This window comes from Psychrobacillus syltrankelensis (genome assembly GCF_055454035.1).
In genome coordinates this window covers 3,709,284-3,729,226 of the sequence record NZ_CM144227.1, presented here as the reverse complement: position 1 = coordinate 3,729,226, position 19,943 = coordinate 3,709,284, and the positions used below count along the sequence as shown (strand labels likewise).

Annotated in this window: 17 protein-coding genes, 1 other RNA gene and 3 pseudogenes; 5 read left to right on the top strand and 16 right to left on the bottom strand. The window is 33.3% G+C overall.

Annotated features, from left to right (window positions below):
* Positions 1–4: 4 nt before the first annotated feature.
* Entirely contained in the window at positions 5–889 is an 885-nt protein-coding gene (locus tag ACTSKG_RS18455; protein WP_464755982.1) for an HNH endonuclease, read from the bottom strand.
* 145 nt (positions 890–1,034) lie between these two features.
* Between ACTSKG_RS18455 and ACTSKG_RS18450 the strand changes: the two genes are divergently transcribed.
* Both ACTSKG_RS18450 and ACTSKG_RS18445 read left to right on the top strand, forming a co-directional pair.
* Positions 1,035–2,768: a DNA/RNA helicase domain-containing protein gene (locus tag ACTSKG_RS18450; protein ID WP_464755981.1), complete on the top strand. Its 1,734-nt coding sequence runs from the start codon at positions 1,035–1,037 to the stop codon at positions 2,766–2,768.
* Positions 2,769–2,773: 5 nt separating this feature from the next.
* Positions 2,774–3,001 (top strand): annotated as a pseudogene (locus ACTSKG_RS18445) (tyrosine-type recombinase/integrase); the annotation flags it as partial.
* Between the two features lie 395 nt (positions 3,002–3,396).
* Here the strand turns inward: ACTSKG_RS18445 and ACTSKG_RS18440 are convergent.
* Positions 3,397–3,582: pseudogene (locus tag ACTSKG_RS18440) on the bottom strand (GMP synthase (glutamine-hydrolyzing)); the annotation flags it as partial.
* Positions 3,583–3,800: 218 nt separating this feature from the next.
* On the opposite strand from ACTSKG_RS18440, the gene ACTSKG_RS18435 reads away from it, so the two are divergent.
* Positions 3,801–5,018, top strand: coding sequence for a flagellin N-terminal helical domain-containing protein (locus ACTSKG_RS18435; protein WP_464755980.1), 1,218 nt, complete (start codon positions 3,801–3,803; stop codon positions 5,016–5,018).
* Positions 5,019–5,573: 555 nt separating this feature from the next.
* Here ACTSKG_RS18435 and ACTSKG_RS18430 read toward each other — a convergent pair.
* Positions 5,574–6,578: a DarT ssDNA thymidine ADP-ribosyltransferase family protein gene (locus ACTSKG_RS18430; RefSeq protein WP_464755979.1), complete on the bottom strand. Its 1,005-nt coding sequence runs from the start codon at positions 6,576–6,578 to the stop codon at positions 5,574–5,576.
* 72 nt (positions 6,579–6,650) lie between these two features.
* On the opposite strand from ACTSKG_RS18430, the gene darG reads away from it, so the two are divergent.
* Complete coding sequence (gene darG / locus ACTSKG_RS18425) at positions 6,651–7,703, top strand: type II toxin-antitoxin system antitoxin DNA ADP-ribosyl glycohydrolase DarG (protein ID WP_464755978.1); 1,053 nt, start codon at positions 6,651–6,653, stop codon at positions 7,701–7,703.
* Positions 7,704–8,218: 515 nt separating this feature from the next.
* Here the strand turns inward: darG and ACTSKG_RS18420 are convergent.
* The 13 genes and pseudogenes from ACTSKG_RS18420 to secG form a co-directional block, all read right to left on the bottom strand.
* The gene (locus ACTSKG_RS18420) at positions 8,219–9,070 is read right to left on the bottom strand and encodes a hypothetical protein (protein WP_464755977.1); all 852 of its coding nucleotides are present in this window, start codon (positions 9,068–9,070) and stop codon (positions 8,219–8,221) included.
* A gap of 135 nt (positions 9,071–9,205) precedes the next feature.
* Complete coding sequence (locus ACTSKG_RS18415) at positions 9,206–9,673, bottom strand: hypothetical protein (protein ID WP_464755976.1); 468 nt, start codon at positions 9,671–9,673, stop codon at positions 9,206–9,208.
* 156 nt (positions 9,674–9,829) lie between these two features.
* Complete coding sequence (locus ACTSKG_RS18410) at positions 9,830–9,997, bottom strand: hypothetical protein (protein ID WP_464755975.1); 168 nt, start codon at positions 9,995–9,997, stop codon at positions 9,830–9,832.
* Positions 9,998–10,071: 74 nt separating this feature from the next.
* Positions 10,072–11,304, bottom strand: a complete 1,233-nt coding sequence (locus tag ACTSKG_RS18405; RefSeq protein WP_464755974.1) for a hypothetical protein — start codon at positions 11,302–11,304, stop codon at positions 10,072–10,074.
* A gap of 215 nt (positions 11,305–11,519) precedes the next feature.
* A complete protein-coding gene (locus ACTSKG_RS18400; RefSeq protein WP_464755973.1) occupies positions 11,520–11,675 on the bottom strand; it encodes a hypothetical protein in 156 nt (51 codons plus the stop codon).
* 600 nt (positions 11,676–12,275) lie between these two features.
* Positions 12,276–12,539 carry a hypothetical protein gene (locus ACTSKG_RS18395; RefSeq protein ID WP_464755972.1) on the bottom strand — a complete coding sequence of 88 codons (264 nt, stop codon included), beginning with the start codon at positions 12,537–12,539 and terminating at the stop codon, positions 12,276–12,278.
* 31 nt (positions 12,540–12,570) lie between these two features.
* Positions 12,571–12,741: pseudogene (locus tag ACTSKG_RS18390) on the bottom strand (tyrosine-type recombinase/integrase); the annotation flags it as partial.
* Positions 12,726–13,427 carry a phage integrase N-terminal SAM-like domain-containing protein gene (locus ACTSKG_RS18385; RefSeq protein ID WP_464755971.1) on the bottom strand — a complete coding sequence of 234 codons (702 nt, stop codon included), beginning with the start codon at positions 13,425–13,427 and terminating at the stop codon, positions 12,726–12,728. The pseudogene ACTSKG_RS18390 and the gene ACTSKG_RS18385, both read right to left, overlap by 16 nt.
* 150 nt (positions 13,428–13,577) lie before the next feature.
* Positions 13,578–13,931: a transfer-messenger RNA gene (gene ssrA / locus ACTSKG_RS18380) on the bottom strand.
* A 126-nt stretch (positions 13,932–14,057) separates the two neighbouring features.
* Positions 14,058–14,525 carry an SsrA-binding protein SmpB gene (gene smpB / locus ACTSKG_RS18375; RefSeq protein WP_387585970.1) on the bottom strand — a complete coding sequence of 156 codons (468 nt, stop codon included), beginning with the start codon at positions 14,523–14,525 and terminating at the stop codon, positions 14,058–14,060.
* A 46-nt stretch (positions 14,526–14,571) separates the two neighbouring features.
* Positions 14,572–16,881 (bottom strand): ribonuclease R, encoded by a 2,310-nt coding sequence (gene rnr / locus ACTSKG_RS18370; RefSeq protein ID WP_464755970.1) that lies wholly within the window; start codon positions 16,879–16,881, stop codon positions 14,572–14,574.
* Positions 16,882–16,923: 42 nt separating this feature from the next.
* A complete protein-coding gene (locus tag ACTSKG_RS18365) occupies positions 16,924–17,670 on the bottom strand; it encodes an alpha/beta hydrolase (protein WP_464755969.1) in 747 nt (248 codons plus the stop codon).
* Positions 17,671–17,830: 160 nt separating this feature from the next.
* Positions 17,831–18,058 carry a preprotein translocase subunit SecG gene (gene secG / locus ACTSKG_RS18360; protein WP_464755968.1) on the bottom strand — a complete coding sequence of 76 codons (228 nt, stop codon included), beginning with the start codon at positions 18,056–18,058 and terminating at the stop codon, positions 17,831–17,833.
* A gap of 197 nt (positions 18,059–18,255) precedes the next feature.
* On the opposite strand from secG, the gene ACTSKG_RS18355 reads away from it, so the two are divergent.
* The gene (locus tag ACTSKG_RS18355) at positions 18,256–19,794 is read left to right on the top strand and encodes a hypothetical protein (protein WP_464755967.1); all 1,539 of its coding nucleotides are present in this window, start codon (positions 18,256–18,258) and stop codon (positions 19,792–19,794) included.
* Positions 19,795–19,943 lie beyond the last annotated feature (149 nt).

Sequence of the window (19,943 nt, the reverse complement as noted above, 5' to 3'; positions counted from 1 at the left end):
TTCATTAAATTAAACTTTGATGATGATCCTCCATATAAACCAACTGCTTTTCAGTTAACTCAACACGCAACCCCTCATTTACATTCATAAATATTCGAGCTGTTTCATCTAATGTTTGCGATATAGAAATTTTCCCCTGCAAATCAAACGAAATCAACTGTTTATCAAACAACGCATCATGATTCGGGCAAAGTAATAATCCATTATTCACATCAAGTCGTTCCTCATTTGTAGATGCGCTCCATGGTTTAATATGACTTGCAATCAAAATACGTGAATCTGTTACACCGCATAATGCACATTTGCATTCCCGTTTAATCAGTAACTTTTTAAATTTCCCTTGGCCAATGCGTGCTTTGATCAAACGTTCTTTTTCAGTTTGTGTTATTGGCAGATTTTCAACTTGTTGAATTTCTTCAATTTCTTCTTGCAGCTCATGCATATCATTCGTTGCGGATGGTAGTTTTGTAAACTTCGCATCACTTGTCTTTAATCGCAGCGGAAAAATCCAAACAAGACGCTGTCTGCCATCTTGATCCTTTTGACGATCCTGATATGGCTCACCCGCAAGCTCGACTTGACCTAGATATGTATATTCTCTTGGCCTCTTTACTTCAAAAAAATGAATCTCAACGGCATTACGATCTGATTCAGCTAAGGTTAAATTCTGACCAGCCATTTTTTGATCCCCACTCTGTCCCATACCTGTGTAATGATAAATATCCCCATCAACCCGGTCATCATAAAGCTTCGTCTTATCTGAAATAAGCGTCAACGTATTAGTACGATTCGACTTACGCATGCCTCCCTGCGGCGCACATAAAAAAACCTCGCATAGCTGCTGATTATTTACTACGTCATTTATTGCTAATGCACGTGTCATCGACATAGAATAGCCCCCAAATTTATCTCGTTCTTGTTATTAAATCCATTGTACTATAGTGGGAAATATTGGGCTATAATATAAAGAAAAGTCCATATTTACATTCTAGCAGTATAGGATTTCTGCCAAATATATAGTAGAGGTGATTTCTATGTGGTATGGTAGTATTCGTCAATTTTTGAACCTCGAACCTGGAGATTTATTAAATACACTATGTTCAGCAATCTATAAACAAACTTATGCAGAAGCACTGTTGCACCCAAAAGAATCAAGCACTCTCTCACAAATCCGAGCCTGGCAAAATTCTATTCAAGATTTAAAGCAACAATTACAGACGTTTCAAGATGTAAATGGCTATGTCATTTTTGAATATGAGATCCCCCGCAGCGGTGGTCGTCGTCCCGATGTGCTAATGCTACTTCCTGGTGAATTACTTGTATTAGAGTTTAAAGGCTATGATGCAATTAGTGATGCTGAAAAACATCAAGCTTCTCTTTATGTACGTGATTTAACTGAATATCACTCTGCGGTTCAAGGTTATGATTTAAATGTTCGTGGCACGATTGTTTATACAACAAATGCTAATACTGATATAAAGCCAGATTTTAAATATCAAATTTATTTAGTACCCAATAATCACTTGTCTACGGTGATTCAGAAATTTAATCATGAAGGAATTTGTGTGACACCAGAAGAATTTTTACAAGGTGTTTATCAACCATTACCGTCGATCATTGAATCCGCGCGGTATATTTTTCACAATAAGCCACTTGAAGAAATTCGTAATATTAAAAGCAGCAATTTTGATGCGGTTATTCATAATGTCCACGCCATTATCCAGCAAGCACAGCAAACGAATTCACATCATTTAGTATTAATTTCTGGCGTTCCTGGTGCCGGCAAAACGTTTGTTGGCCTGACACTTGCCTATGAATCACCAAGCGCTGTTTATTTATCAGGAAACGCTCCTTTAGTTGATGTATTACAAGATGCACTAAAAACGACCACCTTTGTACAAGCTTTGCGCAATTACAAAGGTGATTTTAAAAACGGCTTGCCATTAAATGAACACGTCTTAATTTTCGATGAGGCCCAAAGAGCATGGGACGCTATAAAAATGAAAGGTCCTTTTAGCGAGCCGGATGTGATGATTCAAATTGCGAAACAAAAGCCTTGGTCTGTAGTAATTGGTTTAATAGGTGAGGGGCAAGAGATTCATACTGGTGAAGAGCAAGGCATTCGTTTATGGAATGATGCGATTGCTGGACAAAACTTTACTGTCCACGCCAAACACAATCCGGAAGCATTTCCTAATGCAATACAATATTATGGAAATTCCCAATTACATTTGAATACCTCACTACGTACCCATAACGCTTTACAGTATTTCAAATGGGTAGAAACATTTTTAGCAGGAGATCAAGCGACTTACCGCTCGATTGAACAGCAACTTCAAAAAGAGCGATTTATTTTAAAACGCATGACTTCGCTGAATGAAGCAAAGCGCTATGTAAGAGAAGTGTATCAAGACTCCAATAAAACATACGGACTTGTGACCTCTTCAAAAAATCGTGCAGTACAGCAAATTCCCTTTTCGCAACCGCGTGATCGAATCAAGCCACATATTGCTTATTACAACGATCCAAGCTCACAGTACTACTGTAAAAATTTACAATATGCGGTGACTGAATTCCACTCACAAGGTTTAGAATTAGATATGGCCATTGTCGTCTGGGGCGATGATTTAACATGGGGACAAAACGGCTGGCAGTTTAATCAATACGCACTGAATCGCCAAGCTGAAAATCCAATTCAAATGAAGCTCAATGCTTATCGCGTGCTGCTAACTCGCGGGCGTGACGGGGTTATTATAGTGAAATCTTAAGGGGTAAGTGGATTTTACATGTTCAAGACAAATATAAGCTTGGCACAATCACAACACATGGTTTGCGTCATACACACTGTTCTTTACTATTTGAAGCGGGGGCTAGCTTAAAAGAAGTTCAGGTTCGTTTAGGTCATTCTGATGTAAAAACAACTATGGACATTTACACACACGTTACCCAGAAAGCGAAAGAAGAAGCTATTTTAAAGTTCTCAAGCTATTTGAACATGTAATGTTTTTGACTACGTTCATTTGATATTGTATGAAACTAAATGATATAGACAAAAAGAAAAAACCCTTGATATTCAAGGGTTTTGACACTGTATGAAATCATATGATTTCGTAATATGGAGACGGCGGAATTTGAACCCGCGTCCAGAAACTCTAACACTTAAGCTTCTACGCGTGTATCTTGCCTATTTAGGATTCGCGTAGCATTATGCCGACACTTAGAACCATAAGCGTTTGAGCCATTTCCATACTTATTTATTTTACGGTTTTACTCGCTAGGTAGTATTATATACTTACGAACTTGGTTCAAAGACCTTCTAATACTAGTATATAACATATAGTTGCAAAATAAAAAGAGAATCCTTTATTAAGATTCTCATTAAAAATTCATCAAATATTATTCCCACTCAATCGTTGCTGGTGGTTTACTCGTAATGTCATACACTACGCGGTTGATATGAGGTACTTCGTTTACAAGCCGGATACTTACTTTTTCAAGTACATCCCATGGGATACGTGCCCAGTCAGAAGTTATACCATCGATAGAAGTAACAGCACGAATGCCGATTGCGTAGTCGTAAGACACATTCACTATTGATTTCTATAAAATTATAAAACTCGATTATTCGTGTTTTTTGTAATTCAATAGTATCATGAGAATTTACTAATTACAATTCTTTTTCCTATAAAAGTAAGCAATAAAAGAGCATAGCGATTACGCTAGACTTTTTGGTAAAATATACTAAAGTACCCAACTACAATACCGATATAATGAGAGAGTATATAAAAGGGGTTATTTTAATGATTATTAAACATAATATTTCATCATTAAATACAAATAATAAACTAAAAATTAATAGAGATAAGACTGCTAAAAATCTCGAAAAATTATCATCTGGATTTAAAATTAATCGTGCTGGCGATGACGCTGCTGGTCTTGCTATTTCCGAAAAAATGCGTGGTCAAATTCGTGGTTTAGATGTGGCTGGAAAAAATGTTCAAGACGGAATTTCACTTATACAGACGGCAGAGAGTGGATTGGGTAATATTCAAGACCCGAACCTTCAACGACTAAGAGAACTGGCAATACAATCCGTTAATGATACTTTAACAGATGCAGACAGACAACTAATTCAAAAGGAAGTTGAGCAGATTAAGAAGGGTATTAATGATATTGCGAATAACACTCATTTTAATGGGATTAACTTGTTAGACGGTTCGGCAATATTTTCTTCGAATCCTCCAACCCCGCAATCTACTATTTCCGCAACTGGAGGGGGTTCTGGTCATACAGCTTCAGACGGATGGGTTAACGTAGGTAGTTATGGAGCTATGGTAAAACTAAATCAAGGTGAACAGGTTGTAGATGACCTAGATAATCGGTTGTACACTAAGTTGCAATTATATGTAGATATTGTTGATGGAGAACTCGTAAGGTTTAATATCATGAATACAGACGGTTATACAGTGGTAGATAATCATCCAATTACTCCATTTGAATATAATGGAATGACTTTCGATTTAAGCAATTTTTCTTATCCTTTTAATGGGACTGGAAATACGCATCAAGGAAATATTATATTAACGGTGGGAAATAATGATGGTGTTCTCAATAATGATGTTGATAAAAGGTTGAATTTGCAAATTGGTGCAAACTCTGGAGATAGTTTCACTGTCGAACTTACCGATGCAAGAACTTTTGCATTGGGCATAGGCGTTATTGACCTTTCAACTAGACAAGGTGCAGAATCAGCAATTTTAAAAATTGATGAAGCAATAGCGAAAGTTTCATCAGAACGTGGTAAATTTGGAGCTTACCAAAATCGGTTGGAACATACCTATAATTCCGTTATGAATACTTCTGAAAATCTCCAATCTGCCGAATCTAGAATTCGTGACACTGATATGGCAAAAGAAATGATGGCATTCACTAAAAATAATATATTAATGCAAGCTGCACAATCTATGCTTGCTCAATCAAATCAGCAACCTGAAACTGTTCTCCAATTACTTCAATGATAAAAAGAAGGCTTTGATTAAAACTAAGCCTTCTTTTTTTATATTACATTATTCTTCTTTGATATCCATTAACATTAAAATACCCAATCTATACAGCTTTAAACAATGTAAAATATTTAATTGAAATCATTCTTTCATTCGATGGTACAGATACATTTTTAATTTAGTTCCTCTTGATTATAGTTCTTTTTTTATTTCATTTAAAAATTCGTCTGTCTTATCTTTGATTCTTTCATCTATCATCTCATAAAATTTGTGGTTATGATTTCGTTCTCAATGTCCTGTATTCTAATGAACGACCATAATTCCTGTTTGAAATTTTAAAAAAACCCCAATATACGTCAGACTCTCTCCCTTTGATCAATAAATTAATTGGACAAGCTCTTCTTTTGTAACACCACCGAAGAATTTAGGTACGTCTACGTTTGCTAAGAGAGTCTAACCTTTTACTAACTTGGTTAGATAATTATATAATTTCTCAACTATACTCCTCTGTATTATTAAATTGTTTGATACATAGTACTTTATAAATATATAGGGTATTGGCTCAAGAAGTTATATACTAAATTTATTACAATAAATTATTGTGCCATCTAATTTTATTTGGAGCTTGACAAAGTCATGCGTTTTTAAATTATCAAATAAATTAAAACTTATACCTTTTCCGCCTAATTTATAATTATCTCTAACAAATTCACATATTACTTCATCATTTCTGTTTAACCAATACAACTCAACTTTTCTCTGTGACCTATCTGGTTTATTGAAAAGTATATACAATTCGGTCTTTGTTTGTTGAACTTCAATAATTTCTAGGTAATTACTATTGAAGATTGTACTTTTATCTTTAGTATCAAAACCTTCATCACCAATCACACAAATTTTATCGCTAAATAGCGTATATGCCGATAAATTTAGTAATGACTTTAAGGTATCTGATTCTGGTTTTGTCCTACAAACAATTTTCTTTAAATATATTAGGCTACATTGATCCTTAACAACAATTTCCGCTTGACGATGTTTTCTTATTTTATTTCCATCTAAATTATAAGTACTAGAATTGTGATAAATATACTTAAATGGTGCTTTAGCTAACTTATGAACCCCTTGTTGCAATGGAACATCGTAATGAGAAGCTAAACTTTCATAAGAAAAAAAAACATTTGGTTCATCTAACATCTCAGTATCAAATAATAAAAAAATTGGGATTGGACAATGTGCCCGAAGTTCTGTAATTTCATTTTGGGCACGTATTCCTTCGTTATGATATTGTGTTGGAGTTAATGGTCTAAAATAAAATCTAACATGATCTTTATATTCATCCTCAGTGCCATCAATAACATCACCACTAGCATTATCATTTAAAGTTTCATTTTTAATATCTTCCACTTGCTTTCTAGACCTTAATAAACCATCATTTAATATAGCTGCCACGTTTGTAACGTGACTAAAATGATATATATATTTAGACCACCAACTACACCCTGTTGGTAAGTGTCTTATTACTTGAGGACTTACTAGCAATTCCCTAGACGATTTTACGATTTCTATTTTTCCCATCTCCCTCTGTAAAATAATGTATATATATATTCAAAATAATACCATATAATAATCTAATAGGAGTGTGAAAATATGATTTTTTTCGAAAAAGGTAATCTATTTAATAAATATGATGAAGTTGAAGCGATTGTGAATACTGTGAATTGTGTAGGAGTAATGGGAAAAGGTATTGCTTTGGAATTTAAAAAACGATTCCCTGAAAATTTTTTACGCTACAAAGAAAAATGCACTAGTAAGGAGTTAACAATAGGTAAGAGTTTTATTTACCAATTACCTACTTCAAATCAAACTAAATTTATTATCAACTTCCCTACAAAAAAACACTGGCGTCATCCATCAAAATTAGAATATATCGAAGCAGGGTTAGATAATCTAATAGATATATTAAGTGACTACGATATTAAATCGATTGCTATTCCAGCACTTGGCTGTGGTAACGGTAATTTAGATTGGGATGTTGTTAAACCATTAATAATAAAAAAATTTGAAAATCATAGTGATATAAAAGTAATAATATTTGAACCATCTATTTTAAATGGCAACAAGAAAACATCATTTGCAGATAAAACAAAAACTAAACCAAGATTAACTAAAGATCGGAAAAAATTACTGTTACTTATGAATGACTATAATACAAACACTCAAGGGCAATTATTAACTTATGTTCAAGTACACATCATTAGTTATTTTTTATATCATAAAAACCCAAAAATGAAATTCGAACTTAGACATAATGGACCGTTTTTGAAGGAAATTAATAATCTTATCTTACTACTTAGCGAATTCTACCTTGAACCCATCGAAAATTCAGGTTTCGGTATACCTAAACAAATCAACATTTTGAATATTGATTTCCCACAGAAAAAAGAAATTATATCGGATAGAGACTATTTATTAGTAAAATCTTTAATAGGCGGATTCGAAAGTTATTCGGGACTTTTAACTTTATTTGTTTCACATTGGCTAAAATTTAATGACAAAGTAGAAATTAATTCTTTAGATATCGAAACTATCTCTTGGCTGAAAAATAATAACCATACGCCAAATGCACATTTAATAGAAAAAGCTATAAATAGAATTGAAAAGATCTATTCCCATTCTGAAAACCTCACTCTAGATTTATAATAAAATTACACTCATAAAACTTTATGTTTTGTGAGTGTTTAATCTCGTTATTTAAATGAAACCGTATTAAACTGCTCCATATTCAAATGTATTGACACCGCCCTGTGAACAAACAATTATCAATATGTTGGTAATATAATTATCCTTCTATGGAAATAGAAGACCTTACGGCTTATCTAGAAAAGTTAATTTCACTTTCAATGTTTAGCTACCGCCCCCCATAATTCATATCCTGCTCTACAAACCCTCTAGCCCGATTTGTAGTTAGTGTTCATATGAAGTAGTAAAACGCCTTAAACGAATGGATTTCAATCAATTAGTACCTATTCAATATCAATTTCCTAATTGAAATGAAAACAATATTTTATCGAAATAAACAAAAGAAGTAGTTCACCAAATTCTAGTTGATGACTACTCCAGTAGTTAATTTATTTTATTTCTTCAAGGACGCTATCCAATCATTTTTTTATATCGTTTTGCTACAATTTTTTTAATTACTTTAATAAATCACTGTTTCATTTCTTGCGTTTATATCTACTTTTTCTAATTCTAGCAACTTCATTTTTAGTCTTTTTAATATCTACCTCTTCAATATTTTTAGATGCTGTTACCAAATAATCAAATAACAAAAGCACTTTTAAAGAAGCTGTCTGCTTGCCAAATCCAGTATGTGAACCATGTAAAATAGCATGACGACTTAAATCAGATTTTGAAATTTTACCATGTTCAAAGTTTACTAAAATATTTTCTGAATAATATTTATGAATTGAGGAATCAAAACTGAATGAATAGTCCATTTCTATATCATTTAATAGTATATTTTTTAGTAGAACCTTTTGAATTTCTCCAGTTACGTTACCTCTAACTTTAATAATATCTACTAGTAATCCTTCCATTTGAGATAAAACAGAAGGTACAACCAAATCATACATCCCTAAATTATGTCCCATAATTGCATTTCGTAGTAAAGATAGGCGTTTACTAATTATTTTCGACTTTTCCCAATTGAGAAGTATGTTTCTCAATTTTTCTGGACTATACAAACTTGTCATAATCTCATCAATGCTATCTTCTACTTCTCTACTATCATTAATATATCTTTTTGCTATTATCCTCATTTGTCTAATATTCATTCCATCATGCGGAGGGTATCCCATATCAACCATTGCAGCCTTAAAAACTTTAATATCTTCTTCTGTTTCTAATATCCCATGGCGTATGTTATCCCATTGTTTAGTTATTTGAGTGATATCAATGTGAGGAATAAGAATGTTTCTTAATTGTGAGGTAGTTTCCACTATCCTTTGACTTATACTTAACATTGAATGATCAATAATTTTAGAAGAAATTTGCCATTGTTTAGACATTTCTTCTGCCCAAGATGTCTGTTGCCGTTGTATTTCTGCAATTCTTTTTCTGACTGGTAGTAAAGTTTTTCTATTTAATTCAAGTTGCTCTTATATATATTTCACTATAGGAATTTCATTATCAGACATTGTAGACTATCTCCAATCACTATTATTATTTTTCAGTTCTTTTTGAAGATATGTTATACGTCTATCGAATTCATTTTTTATATATTCAACTTTTATTTTGGATTGAATTGTTTTAATAAATTCAACGTTCTCCTTATCAGATGTCATTTCTATTAACATGTCTGAAGAAATAAACGTTACACTCTCATGTTCCTTTTCACTAACATCCTCTAGATGAACCACTATTAATTCATCACAGTAATCTTTATAATATTTGAGTTCTTTTTTTACTCCGTAGGTGTTTGTTTTCATATCAATAATTTTATCAGCCTTGATGATTCTTGATCCTCTTGGATGATACTTATATTCATTGTAAGTTGGATTGATAACTAAATCAGGTCTTTTATTGTTAGGTAAGACACAATCAGGAACAACTGATTGACCATAAAGAACTCTAAATGCGTTATAAACAACGTTTTCCCATTGATAAGACAATGTATTCTTTTTGTAATGTTGATGCGCTAACTCTAAATGTTCTAATGCTTTTTCTTCATTTTCAATTAGCTTATATAAATTGTAAAAAATAAAGTGAGTTTGGATTACATTAGAGCCAAATCCGCTAGAATATCTATTTTCCTTCTTATTTTCTAGTTAATGTTCATACCAGAAGCCTATGTCTTTTTCCAAATCATAAAAGCTAAACAAATTTGTTTCTTTACAATATCTAATATTCTCTACCATGTCATCTATTATTGAAAAGTCATTACTAGTAAACTCATCCGTAAATTCGTCAATTGTATCAAAAGGTGATATTAGCATTCCAAACCCCTCTTCAATCAATTAAAACTGTGGCTTCATTTTCGACTCGGTGTTATATTAATTGGGACAAAATTTTATGACTTAGGCGTATGATATAGCATTAGAGCAAGTTTAATCTCTTTGTTTACATCACCATTAATATGAAATGTGTAATTTGACCAGGATTCATCAAAATCATTATTGTATTTCACGAAATTCGGATGATTTTGAATTGCTTCTTTCGCTATTTTCACAACATTTGAAAAGTCTATATTTTTTACAAACATGATAACTGCTGTTTTAGAATCTCTCCATGTTAAATATGCTAAAAGCTGATCAATTGTTTTTAGAAAACCACTTTGTCCACTCCAAAACTTGCATTCGCCCACAAAAACATTTGCTCCTTGATAGCGTAATAATATATCAGTTTTTCCAGATTTATTAAATGTTTCTCCAGTGGCACTACCTTCAAAATTTGGTTCTAGCATCATTAAATAGTGATCTCTTAAATCTTCTTCTCCTTTATTAGAGTACACTGAAGGTTTCCTTTCGAATTCCTTCCCCATATCGTTAATGATTTTTAATACATCCATATACGTTTCGTTGTCAAGAGTCGGATCAAGTGATAATTCCTTAGATGTTTGTTGTGGTTTTACAGCTATTTTCTTTTTAATGTTTGGAGATGGTATCGCAAAAGTTGAAGGCACTTCTCCTCTTTTCTTTATTGGCATTTTTAAAGATTCTAGTTGAACCTGCCTATTTACTAACTCTTCTTTTCTTTTAGAAAAGTTACCTTTAATAAATGATTCTAGAGAACCATTAAAACTTTCTACGTCATCTGTGGTATATTTTAATGTCTTAGAAATATCGTCAATAAAAGAATAAAAAAGAGTGTTAACTTTTTCAATGTCATTATCGAACTGAATATATTTATAAATTATTGTATTATTTTTAATAAATGCTGTAGGTGGATTAAAAGTAAATGTTGAAGCTTGCATAAATAATAAATCACTTGTACCAACAAAAGGTAAATAAAAATAATACACTGGTTTAGAATATGACTTGCCAGAATAAACATTATATCCGCTTGGAAAATCCTCAGCACGGATATATTCCTCAACCGGTTCAACATATGCACCATCTACATCTAAGGATATGTTTTCAATGCTATATTTTTCATATAAATGACTAATATAAGCCTCTTCTCCAATGTTTAATATATAGCTTTCATCTTCTTTATTAATCTCTTGAATAATTTCTGTTTTTATTAAATTTATAAAATCTGATAATATTTTGGTATTAAATAATAAATCTGGTTTATAATGCACTTTTTACTCCTCCACCGCTCATTTTTTGTTATTTAACACTTAATCAATTCTTTTATCATCTGTTTTTCTTGAGGAAATATAATACTATCCAGATAAGAAACCCCAATACTATAACTGTGTATATAATTCCCATTAATTTTTCATTTGACACTTCATTACCTCTTAACTATTAAATGATTTTTTATTAGATATTATTTATAAGAAAGTATTTCAATCTAATCAATTCCGATATTACTTTCTTTCGATTTATTTAGTTCAATTTTAATCATATACTCAGTTTCTATGCTATAAAAAGTATCAATCCAGATAATTTCTGTTTTTTCATTTCCAGCGTTGACTCTATATGTCACTGTATATCTCTTCTGATTCATAGCCAATAATCCCCTTTGACTTTTTATATCATTCACAATCTATTATATTACATATTTCTGCAAATTATACCTATATATACTATTCTATGCGTTTTAATCTATAAATTTATGTTAATATAAAACCATACTTTAAATCGACAAATCCCAACAACCAAATATTAAGGAAGTGGGGTATTATTATTTATTTTGTATGTTTCAAATATCTCTTTAAGCCAGTTTTGTTCTTTCAATAATAGAGGAATTTTTTGATATTTAATTTCGAATATCATTAAAATAATTATTACGTGTGACTGTAAGAGCTTATGATCTATTCAAATAGCGAATCTACACCTATTATGTTTTTATACCCCCCCTATACATTAAACATTAATTCTGTATACTTTAATATTTTTTGTTTTTCAATTGATATAGTAAAATCAACGATTCTGTATAACATCTCATGATTAGACATTAAGTTAAAAACAAAACTTTATTGTGATATTAACTAATAATGGAGCATCGTATATCGGCATCATTACTGAATCTACACAACATTAACAATAATAAAAGAACACCTCAACAATTGAAGTGTTCTATACATTCATAATTAAATTGATACGTTTATTCATTTTTACACTTAGCACCATTAAAGCGAGATTTATACATTGTAAAGTCATTAACTATTTCATTCATCTGAAGCAAATCATTTACATATCGCTTCTGTACATCTTGCACATCCTCAAAATTTATATCCTCTATATCTTTCGTTGAAATCATTTCAATATCATTTTCAAGTTGGTTATGAATAGATTTAAGATGCTCAATGAATTTCTCGGCATTTAGATTAGTTAAACCATTGAGGTAATAGAGTGATTCATTTTCCATTTGATACGCTCCCTTTGTTTGGGTAATATTTTTAAAAGAACGATACTCTTTTAATACTGTTTTCGATTCTTTCCTCCGTAATTCCGATGTATCGTAATGTTGTTTTCTGTGATGAGTGATTAAAGATTTTCATTAGTGTTGCAATGTCTTTTGTTTCATTATAGTAAGTGTAACCAAATGTTTTTCTCATAGTATGAGTTCCGCCGTGTTGTAGTAGCTTCGAATCTTATCATTTTGCATAATCAATACTTTGAAAAGGTCGGCTAATTCTTGGTCAATTGGCAGTTTTAAGAACTTATGATTCTTCAAAATAGAACCGTCTAGGTTTAAGGAAAGGTTTTCATAATCAATATGTCTCTCTTTCAACTCGCCTAATGTTTGGATATGAATGCCAGTCTTATACATTGTAAGAATAGATACTGTATCTCGAAAGCCAATGAAAGTGTTTTGGTCAATTAGTTCAATAAGCGTTTCAATATCATTTGCCTTAGCACCCTTTTTAACTTGCTTATCAATTTTGATGTTAATGGTACTCCAGAACTTCTGCTTCATCCAACCGTTGTTATGAAATTTGCTTAATACAGCCTTAATCGATTTTAGACGTATTAATTTCGTCTGTTGAGCGACCTCTAATGAACCTAAGTACTCGTAAATGCTATCAGCTGTAATATCCTCTACATATTCCAGTTTATTGAACTGTACGAATTGATTAAAAATATAGTCGTAGCTTTCAATTGTTCGGATTCGATTTCCTGCGATTCGCATTTGCTGATAAATGGTTTCTAGTGCTTGTGAAATAGTTATACCGTTTCTTTTAACTGTTTTTTTCTTTGTAGAGATGTTAATTTCTTCTGATTGAATGGAAAAAATACCATGTTTTCTGCCCAAATAAAAAACCTCCTAATTTTAATAAATTAGAAGGTCATTGTCGCAAATTCGATAGGGAGTTTATTAGGGAGTTTCTTCCCTAGTTCAACACCCGTTCAAACTCCCTTGTTGTTAAAACCTTTGATACCACTACGTTTATAGTAGTTTATTATATGGAGACGGCGGGATTTGAACCCGCGTCCAGAAACTCTAACGCTTAAGCTTCTACGCGTGTATCTTGCCTATTTAGGATTCGCGTAGCATTATGCCGACAAGCGGGCGTCTTGTACGCTAACTTGGAAATCTCTTGCTGACAGCTCAAGTTGCACTGCCAACCGTATCCCACTAAAGTTGAGCTTTACCTAGCCACATGGGCGATGGATAGATAAAGCAGATCCGAGCTTACGCTGCGAATGCTAAGTTGTTGTTTGTTTTGCCTGTTATTATAAGGTCCGTTTTTACGGAGCCGAGCCTCCGACGCGCAACTCAAGCTCAGACTATCCCTGTCGAATCCATAACGTCCCCGTTTATGGAATAAGTCAGACTGTTGACAAACGCTAGTTTGCAACGCTGAACTTTGTTACATAGCTTACTATACATCAAATTAGGTCAAATTTCAAGTGCCATGTAATGCCACATCATGGCAGTACTTTACTGATTGCGCTCTTTGAATGCTCTTTCGATGTCTCGTTTTGCTTCTTTTTTCTTTAAGACGTCTCGTTTGTCGTAATCTTTCTTCCCTTTTCCGACGCCGATTAGTACTTTTGCATAGCCATTTTTTATATACATTTTAAGTGGAACGATGGAGTAACCATCTCGTTTTGTTTCTCCGATTAATGTACTAATCTGCTTTTTATGTAAAAGTAGTTTTCGTGATCGTAATGGGTCATGATTGAATCGATTTCCTTGTTCGTACGGGCTTATATGCATATTGGAAATCCATGCTTCGTTGTTTCGAATTCGTACGAAGGAATCTTTTAATTGTACTTTTGCATTTCGAATCGATTTGATTTCGGTACCTTGCAGTACAATTCCTGCTTCAATTGTCTCTTCGATAAAGTAATCATGGCTCGCTTTTTTGTTTTGTGCCAGTACTTTATCATCATGCTTTTTTGCCATCTCATTCACCTCTCAAAAGCTGGAGAGGAGCGACTAAATCGCCCCTTTATTTTTTCTTCGGTCTTTTACGTCTTTGCGATTTTTTCGCAACTGCTTCGTAAAATTTCTTTTTCTGTTTTACACCTTTTTTCGGACCTGGTTGAGAAGTTCCTTTTTTAGTAGGAGAACTATCTTTTTTCTGCGCGTGAATTACTTTTGGTGCTTCTTTTCTAGTACGGTGAAATGCTTTTTTCATTCCTACGATTTCAAAGTCTACTGCTGATTCTTCCGGTTTGACAGCAGCTACTCGAATCGTTACTTCATCTCCGATTCGGAATTGCTTACCTGAGCGCTCACCAATCATCATCATTTGACGGTCATCAAAACGATAATAATCGTCTGTCATATTCGTAACGTGCACAAGTCCTTCTATTGTATTCGGAAGCTCGATAAACAGACCAAAGTTTGTAACGGAGCTAACAATACCTTCGAACTCTTCGCCGATTTTATCCGCCATATATTGCGCTTTTTTCAGCGCATCTGTGTCACGCTCGGCGTCTACTGCACGACGTTCACGTTTAGACGTATGCTCTGCGATATCGTCCATAATAGCTCCCCAGTGATTAATAGTAGCTTGTGTTACATCACCTTCTACTAAATACGTACGAATTAATCGATGAACGATTAAATCTGGATAACGACGAATTGGAGAAGTAAAATGCGTATAGTATTCGGTTGATAATCCAAAATGTCCTAAGCATTCCGAATAATATTTTGCTTGCTGAAGTGATCTCAACAGCATGGTAGAAATAACGGGTTCTTCAGGCATTCCTTCAATGGACTCAATAATTTCTTGAAGTGCTTTTGGATGTATATCGTTTCCTGTTCCTTTTACGACAAGGCCAAAGTTTGTTAAAAATGCGAAAAAGCGTTGAAGTTTTTCCGGCTTTGGATCTTCATGAATACGGTAAATAAACGGAACATCCATCCATTTGAAGTGCTCTGCGACTGTTTCATTAGCAGCTAACATGAATTCCTCAATAAGTCGTTCTGCGACTGTTCGTTCACGAATTGCAACATCTGTCGGCCAACCATCTTCATCTACTAGAATTTTTGCTTCCGGAAAATCAAAGTCAATTGCTCCACGATTTTCACGTTTTTTTCTAAGAACAGATGCAAGCTCTGCCATCGTTTCAAACATTGGTACAAGTGGCTCATATCGCTCGATTAACTCTGCATCTTTTTCTTCCAAAATTTTAAACACATCGGCATAAGTCATACGTTCCGTTGTTCGGATAACACTTTGGAAAATTTCGTGAGATGTAACCATACCTGATCCATCTATAATCATTTCACATGATAATGTTAAACGATCCACTTGTGGGTTCAGCGAGCAAATACCATTTGACAGACGATGTGGAATCATTGGAATAACGCGATCCGTTAAGTACACACTTGTTCCACGATCATACGCTTCACGGTCAAGAGGTGACCCCTCTGTTACATAGTGGCTTACATCGGCAATATGTACACCAAGTTTGTATGTGCCATCTGGGAATTTAGTTACGGTAACCGCATCATCTAAATCTTTTGCGTCTGCTCCATCAATCGTTACAATTACTTCTTCTCGTAAATCTCTACGATTTTCCAAGTCTTTTTCATCAATTTCATTTGGCACAGATTCCGCTTGATTGATTACTTCCTCTGGAAAATCAATCGTAATACCATGTTTATAAATAATGGATAATATATCTACCCCTGGATCATTTTTATGTCCAAGAATTTGTGTGACAATCCCAGTTGCAGACTTTCTTTCATTTGGCCAATCTGTAATTTCTACAACTACTTTATGTCCTTCAATCGCTCCAAGTGTATCTCCTTTTGCAATAAATACATCCATTGGAACTTTCTTATCATCTGGAATAACAAATCCGAATCCTTTATTATCCTGGAATGTTCCAACTACACTGGTAATACCTCTTTGCGTTATTTTAATAATCGAACCTTCTCTTCGGTCACCTGAAGATTCAAGAGAAACTCGAACAAGCACCTTGTCTCCATTCACTGCTCCATTCACTTCAGTAGGTGGAATGAAAATATCATCCATCCCATCTTCTTCTGGTGCAACAAATCCAAAACCTTTTGCATGCCCAATAAACTTTCCAACTATTAAGTTCATACGCGCTGGAATACCATATCGATCGGATCTCGAACGAACAACAAGACCTTTCTCTTCCATTTGAACAAGTGTTTTAACTAATTCTTTAAATTCCTCTGAATGAGTTAAACCAAAATGTTTCTCAATTTCTTTAACCGTTAATGGCTTATACTCTTCCGAGCGCATTAATTCAAGTAGTGTTTCTTTCATATTTTCCATAGTACATCCCTCCTTTTTCAGCGTGTGCACTTTTAGGTTGTTTTACACATTCCAATCAAGTGACTCTAAAAAGTTTAATATATCTTCATGTAATTGCTCTTTTTCCGAGCCAAGTGTTATGACATGACCTGAATTTTCGTACCAATTAATTTTTTTATCAATGGATTCCGCGTTATCATAAATAATATTCGCCGAATTTATATCTATCACTGTATCCTTCTTACCTTGCGTAACAAGGAGTGGAGCATAAATATGATCGACGTGATCGCGAACATTATAAACAAATTCTCTTAAGTCTGCTAATGTCTCCATTGGTGTTTCACGAATTGCTTCTACTTCTTCTTCAATTTGTTGCTCTGTTTTTCCTTCATACTTCTTATATTCTCTCGCATATTTTAATACGCCCTCAAACATAATGTCTGTCGTCTTCATGGTCATTGGAGAACACATGGTGACAATTCCTTTCACAGGAACTGTATACCCTATTTTCAATGAAAATACGCCTCCAAGTGACAAACCAGCAACCGCAATCTCGTCATATCCTGCAGCCTTTAAACGTTCATAAGCACCAATTACATCTTGCCACCAATCGATTGGACCAGTTTCTAGAAGCTCTTCAGGTGGTACACCATGTCCTTTATAATGAGGTGCTATTGATGTGTATCCTTTTTTCTCTAAGAAGCGTCCGAGCATTCGAACATCAGACGAATTACCTGTAAATCCATGAAGAAGTAATACTGCACGTTTCCCAGCTTCAAAGAAAAAAGGTTTTGGCGTTGAAATTCGCATAAATTAAATCCTCCAATCAAAAATGCACATTCACCTATCTTTTCCCCACAACTAAAGTATGGACAAAAAGGCGATGCATCATGACATTTAAAAATATGAATGTATGTAAAATTTAAAAGAAAACGCCTAACCAATCAGAAGTCGGTCAGGCGATCTGTTTTTAAAATTTAGTTATAGCAATCGTTAAGATAAAAAATAACACTGCTAGAACAATCGTCACTCTATGTAATACAAGGTCCATACCTCGAGCTTTTTGTTTTCCAAAAAGTTGTTCAGCCCCACCAGAGATGGCTCCCGAAAGACCAGCACTTTTCCCCGATTGTAACAATACAACAACGATTAATGCGAGCGATACGATGACAAGTAAAGTTAATAGAAACGCATGCATTTATTCCACCTCCTGATAAGAACGTCCACAACAACTTTAATTTTACCAAAAACAACTAGAAGTTTCAACAGTCTATCAATAATATAATACTTCAAGAAATATAATATTCTGTTTTTTGTTTACGAATAATCATACAATTGATAGAATTAAAGGAAATAGATAGAAATTATTTGTACTAAAGAAAAGAGAGGTACATGATGAAAAACAAGTTATTATCAATAAGCATCCTATTTATAGTATGTATCGTAGGATTTCTATTCTGGTTTACGTTGCAAGCTCAAAGGGAACTTCCCTCCAAAGAATGGAGTCGCTCCTATCCTGTTAATACAGATGTGAGTAACTTTTCCACTCTTCAAAGTGTTCAAGAAGAAAACGGCTACACGATCAGCCTTTTAGACTTCAAGAAGCTAATTGTTTTATCCTGTGATAAAGATATGATTTGTAATGAAAATCGTACACACAAGTTATTAAATACATACAAAAACAGTTGGAGCGATAAAACCGATTCTTACTTTATAAAAGACAATGCACTAGTTCACTCCAATATTTCAGCTGAACAAACAGAAGTAGCTACGAATGTCTCAAATTTTTCCAAAACCGAAAATACACTTGTATATTGGACAGAGGACCAAGAGATTGTTGTTTTAAACAGTCCATTTTCTAACGAAAAGCAACGCTTCAAGTTAAACGATCCCGTATACTTCGTGAAAATATTGGACAATAAAATCTTTATTATAACCAGAAAAGACAAAGAGGATCTTTATACTGTATACAACTTAACAGATCAACTTTCCCAGCTCTTTCAATTCAATGGAAGTTCACAAGAAATTCTATCATCTTTAGATATTATTCAGCTAAACGATAACAATTTCTCTCTAATACAAGATAAAAAAATAATAGCTGGTGGTTCTAGTACGACTAAAATAGAAACAGCGCTATTTAATCTAACCCTCAATCAAGAACCTACTTACAGCATGCTGTCATTTGTTGAGGAACAATCTGGACTAGCCTTAAAAGATATTTATTCTCCAAGTTTCTACCAAGGAACATCCGGACCAATGATTACATTTTCATCTACCTTTTTTGATGAAACTGGAGAAAAAGTTACGAAAGTTTTTGCAGGTAATTTCTCAGAAAATACCATTAAAGTGAATGCTCTAACTAAAACTCCTAACCGTTATGAACGTCCTATCTTTTTAGATGAACAAACAGTTGCCTATTTTAAAATGAAAGGGGCAAACCGCTTTCTTGAATATTCTTCATCTGATCAATTGAAGAAAAAGGAAAGTAATGGGGTTTTGGCGGGAGATTATAAAGAAGCAGGTTTTACTTTACTTGGTAAATTGTTTAATGGTTTTATACTTATCCTATTCTCATTTGTATGGATTATTATTACTTTTATCGTATCCTATGTAACAGTACTATTATTGCAAAAACGAAGATTTGCTCATTCTCATAAAACGGCATTTATAGTTCATATTATTACGTTATTTAGTATTCAAACGTATTTCATTTATAATTTTACTGATATAGAATCTATTATTTACAAAATTCCTTATATATCAGCGAGCTGGGAGTTTGCAGTCTTATTAGTGATCTCTATGATTCTTTCTATCATTCCATTGTATCTTCTCCGTTATAAGCTATTGGAAGATACTTTCAATCTTTTTGTAGTATATACAACGTTTATGAATTTAATCGTTTTATTTTTCTTAGTCGGGCCTTACCTATTTTAATTAGAGTATCAAAACATTAAGCCTTCCGTTCTGCAGGGTTACATCCTCTTTTTTAAAGGGTATTTCGATTTAGTTGGAAAAACGGAAGATTTAGTTGGAATAATTCATGGTTTAGTTGGAATTATGCATGATTTAGTTGGAAAAATCAT

Bases quoted from the DNA above. Each gene is read 5' to 3' on its own strand.
- ACTSKG_RS18400 (WP_464755973.1), bottom strand. From the start codon at position 11,675: ATGAATCAGAAGAGATATACAGTGACATATAGAGTCAACGCTGGAAAT.
- ACTSKG_RS18420 (WP_464755977.1), bottom strand. From the start codon at position 9,070: ATGTCTAAACAATGGCAAATTTCTTCTAAAATTATTGATCATTCAATG.
- darG (WP_464755978.1), top strand. From the start codon at position 6,651: ATGATTTTTTTCGAAAAAGGTAATCTATTTAATAAATATGATGAAGTT.
- ACTSKG_RS18365 (WP_464755969.1), bottom strand. From the start codon at position 17,670: ATGCGAATTTCAACGCCAAAACCTTTTTTCTTTGAAGCTGGGAAACGT.
- rnr (WP_464755970.1), bottom strand. From the start codon at position 16,881: ATGGAAAATATGAAAGAAACACTACTTGAATTAATGCGCTCGGAAGAG.
- ACTSKG_RS18410 (WP_464755975.1), bottom strand. From the start codon at position 9,997: ATGCTAATATCACCTTTTGATACAATTGACGAATTTACGGATGAGTTT.
- ACTSKG_RS18450 (WP_464755981.1), top strand. From the start codon at position 1,035: ATGTGGTATGGTAGTATTCGTCAATTTTTGAACCTCGAACCTGGAGAT.
- secG (WP_464755968.1), bottom strand. From the start codon at position 18,058: ATGCATGCGTTTCTATTAACTTTACTTGTCATCGTATCGCTCGCATTA.
- smpB (WP_387585970.1), bottom strand. From the start codon at position 14,525: ATGGCAAAAAAGCATGATGATAAAGTACTGGCACAAAACAAAAAAGCG.
- ACTSKG_RS18435 (WP_464755980.1), top strand. From the start codon at position 3,801: ATGATTATTAAACATAATATTTCATCATTAAATACAAATAATAAACTA.
- ACTSKG_RS18430 (WP_464755979.1), bottom strand. From the start codon at position 6,578: ATGGGAAAAATAGAAATCGTAAAATCGTCTAGGGAATTGCTAGTAAGT.
- ACTSKG_RS18355 (WP_464755967.1), top strand. From the start codon at position 18,256: ATGAAAAACAAGTTATTATCAATAAGCATCCTATTTATAGTATGTATC.
- ACTSKG_RS18455 (WP_464755982.1), bottom strand. From the start codon at position 889: ATGTCGATGACACGTGCATTAGCAATAAATGACGTAGTAAATAATCAG.
- ACTSKG_RS18395 (WP_464755972.1), bottom strand. From the start codon at position 12,539: ATGGAAAATGAATCACTCTATTACCTCAATGGTTTAACTAATCTAAAT.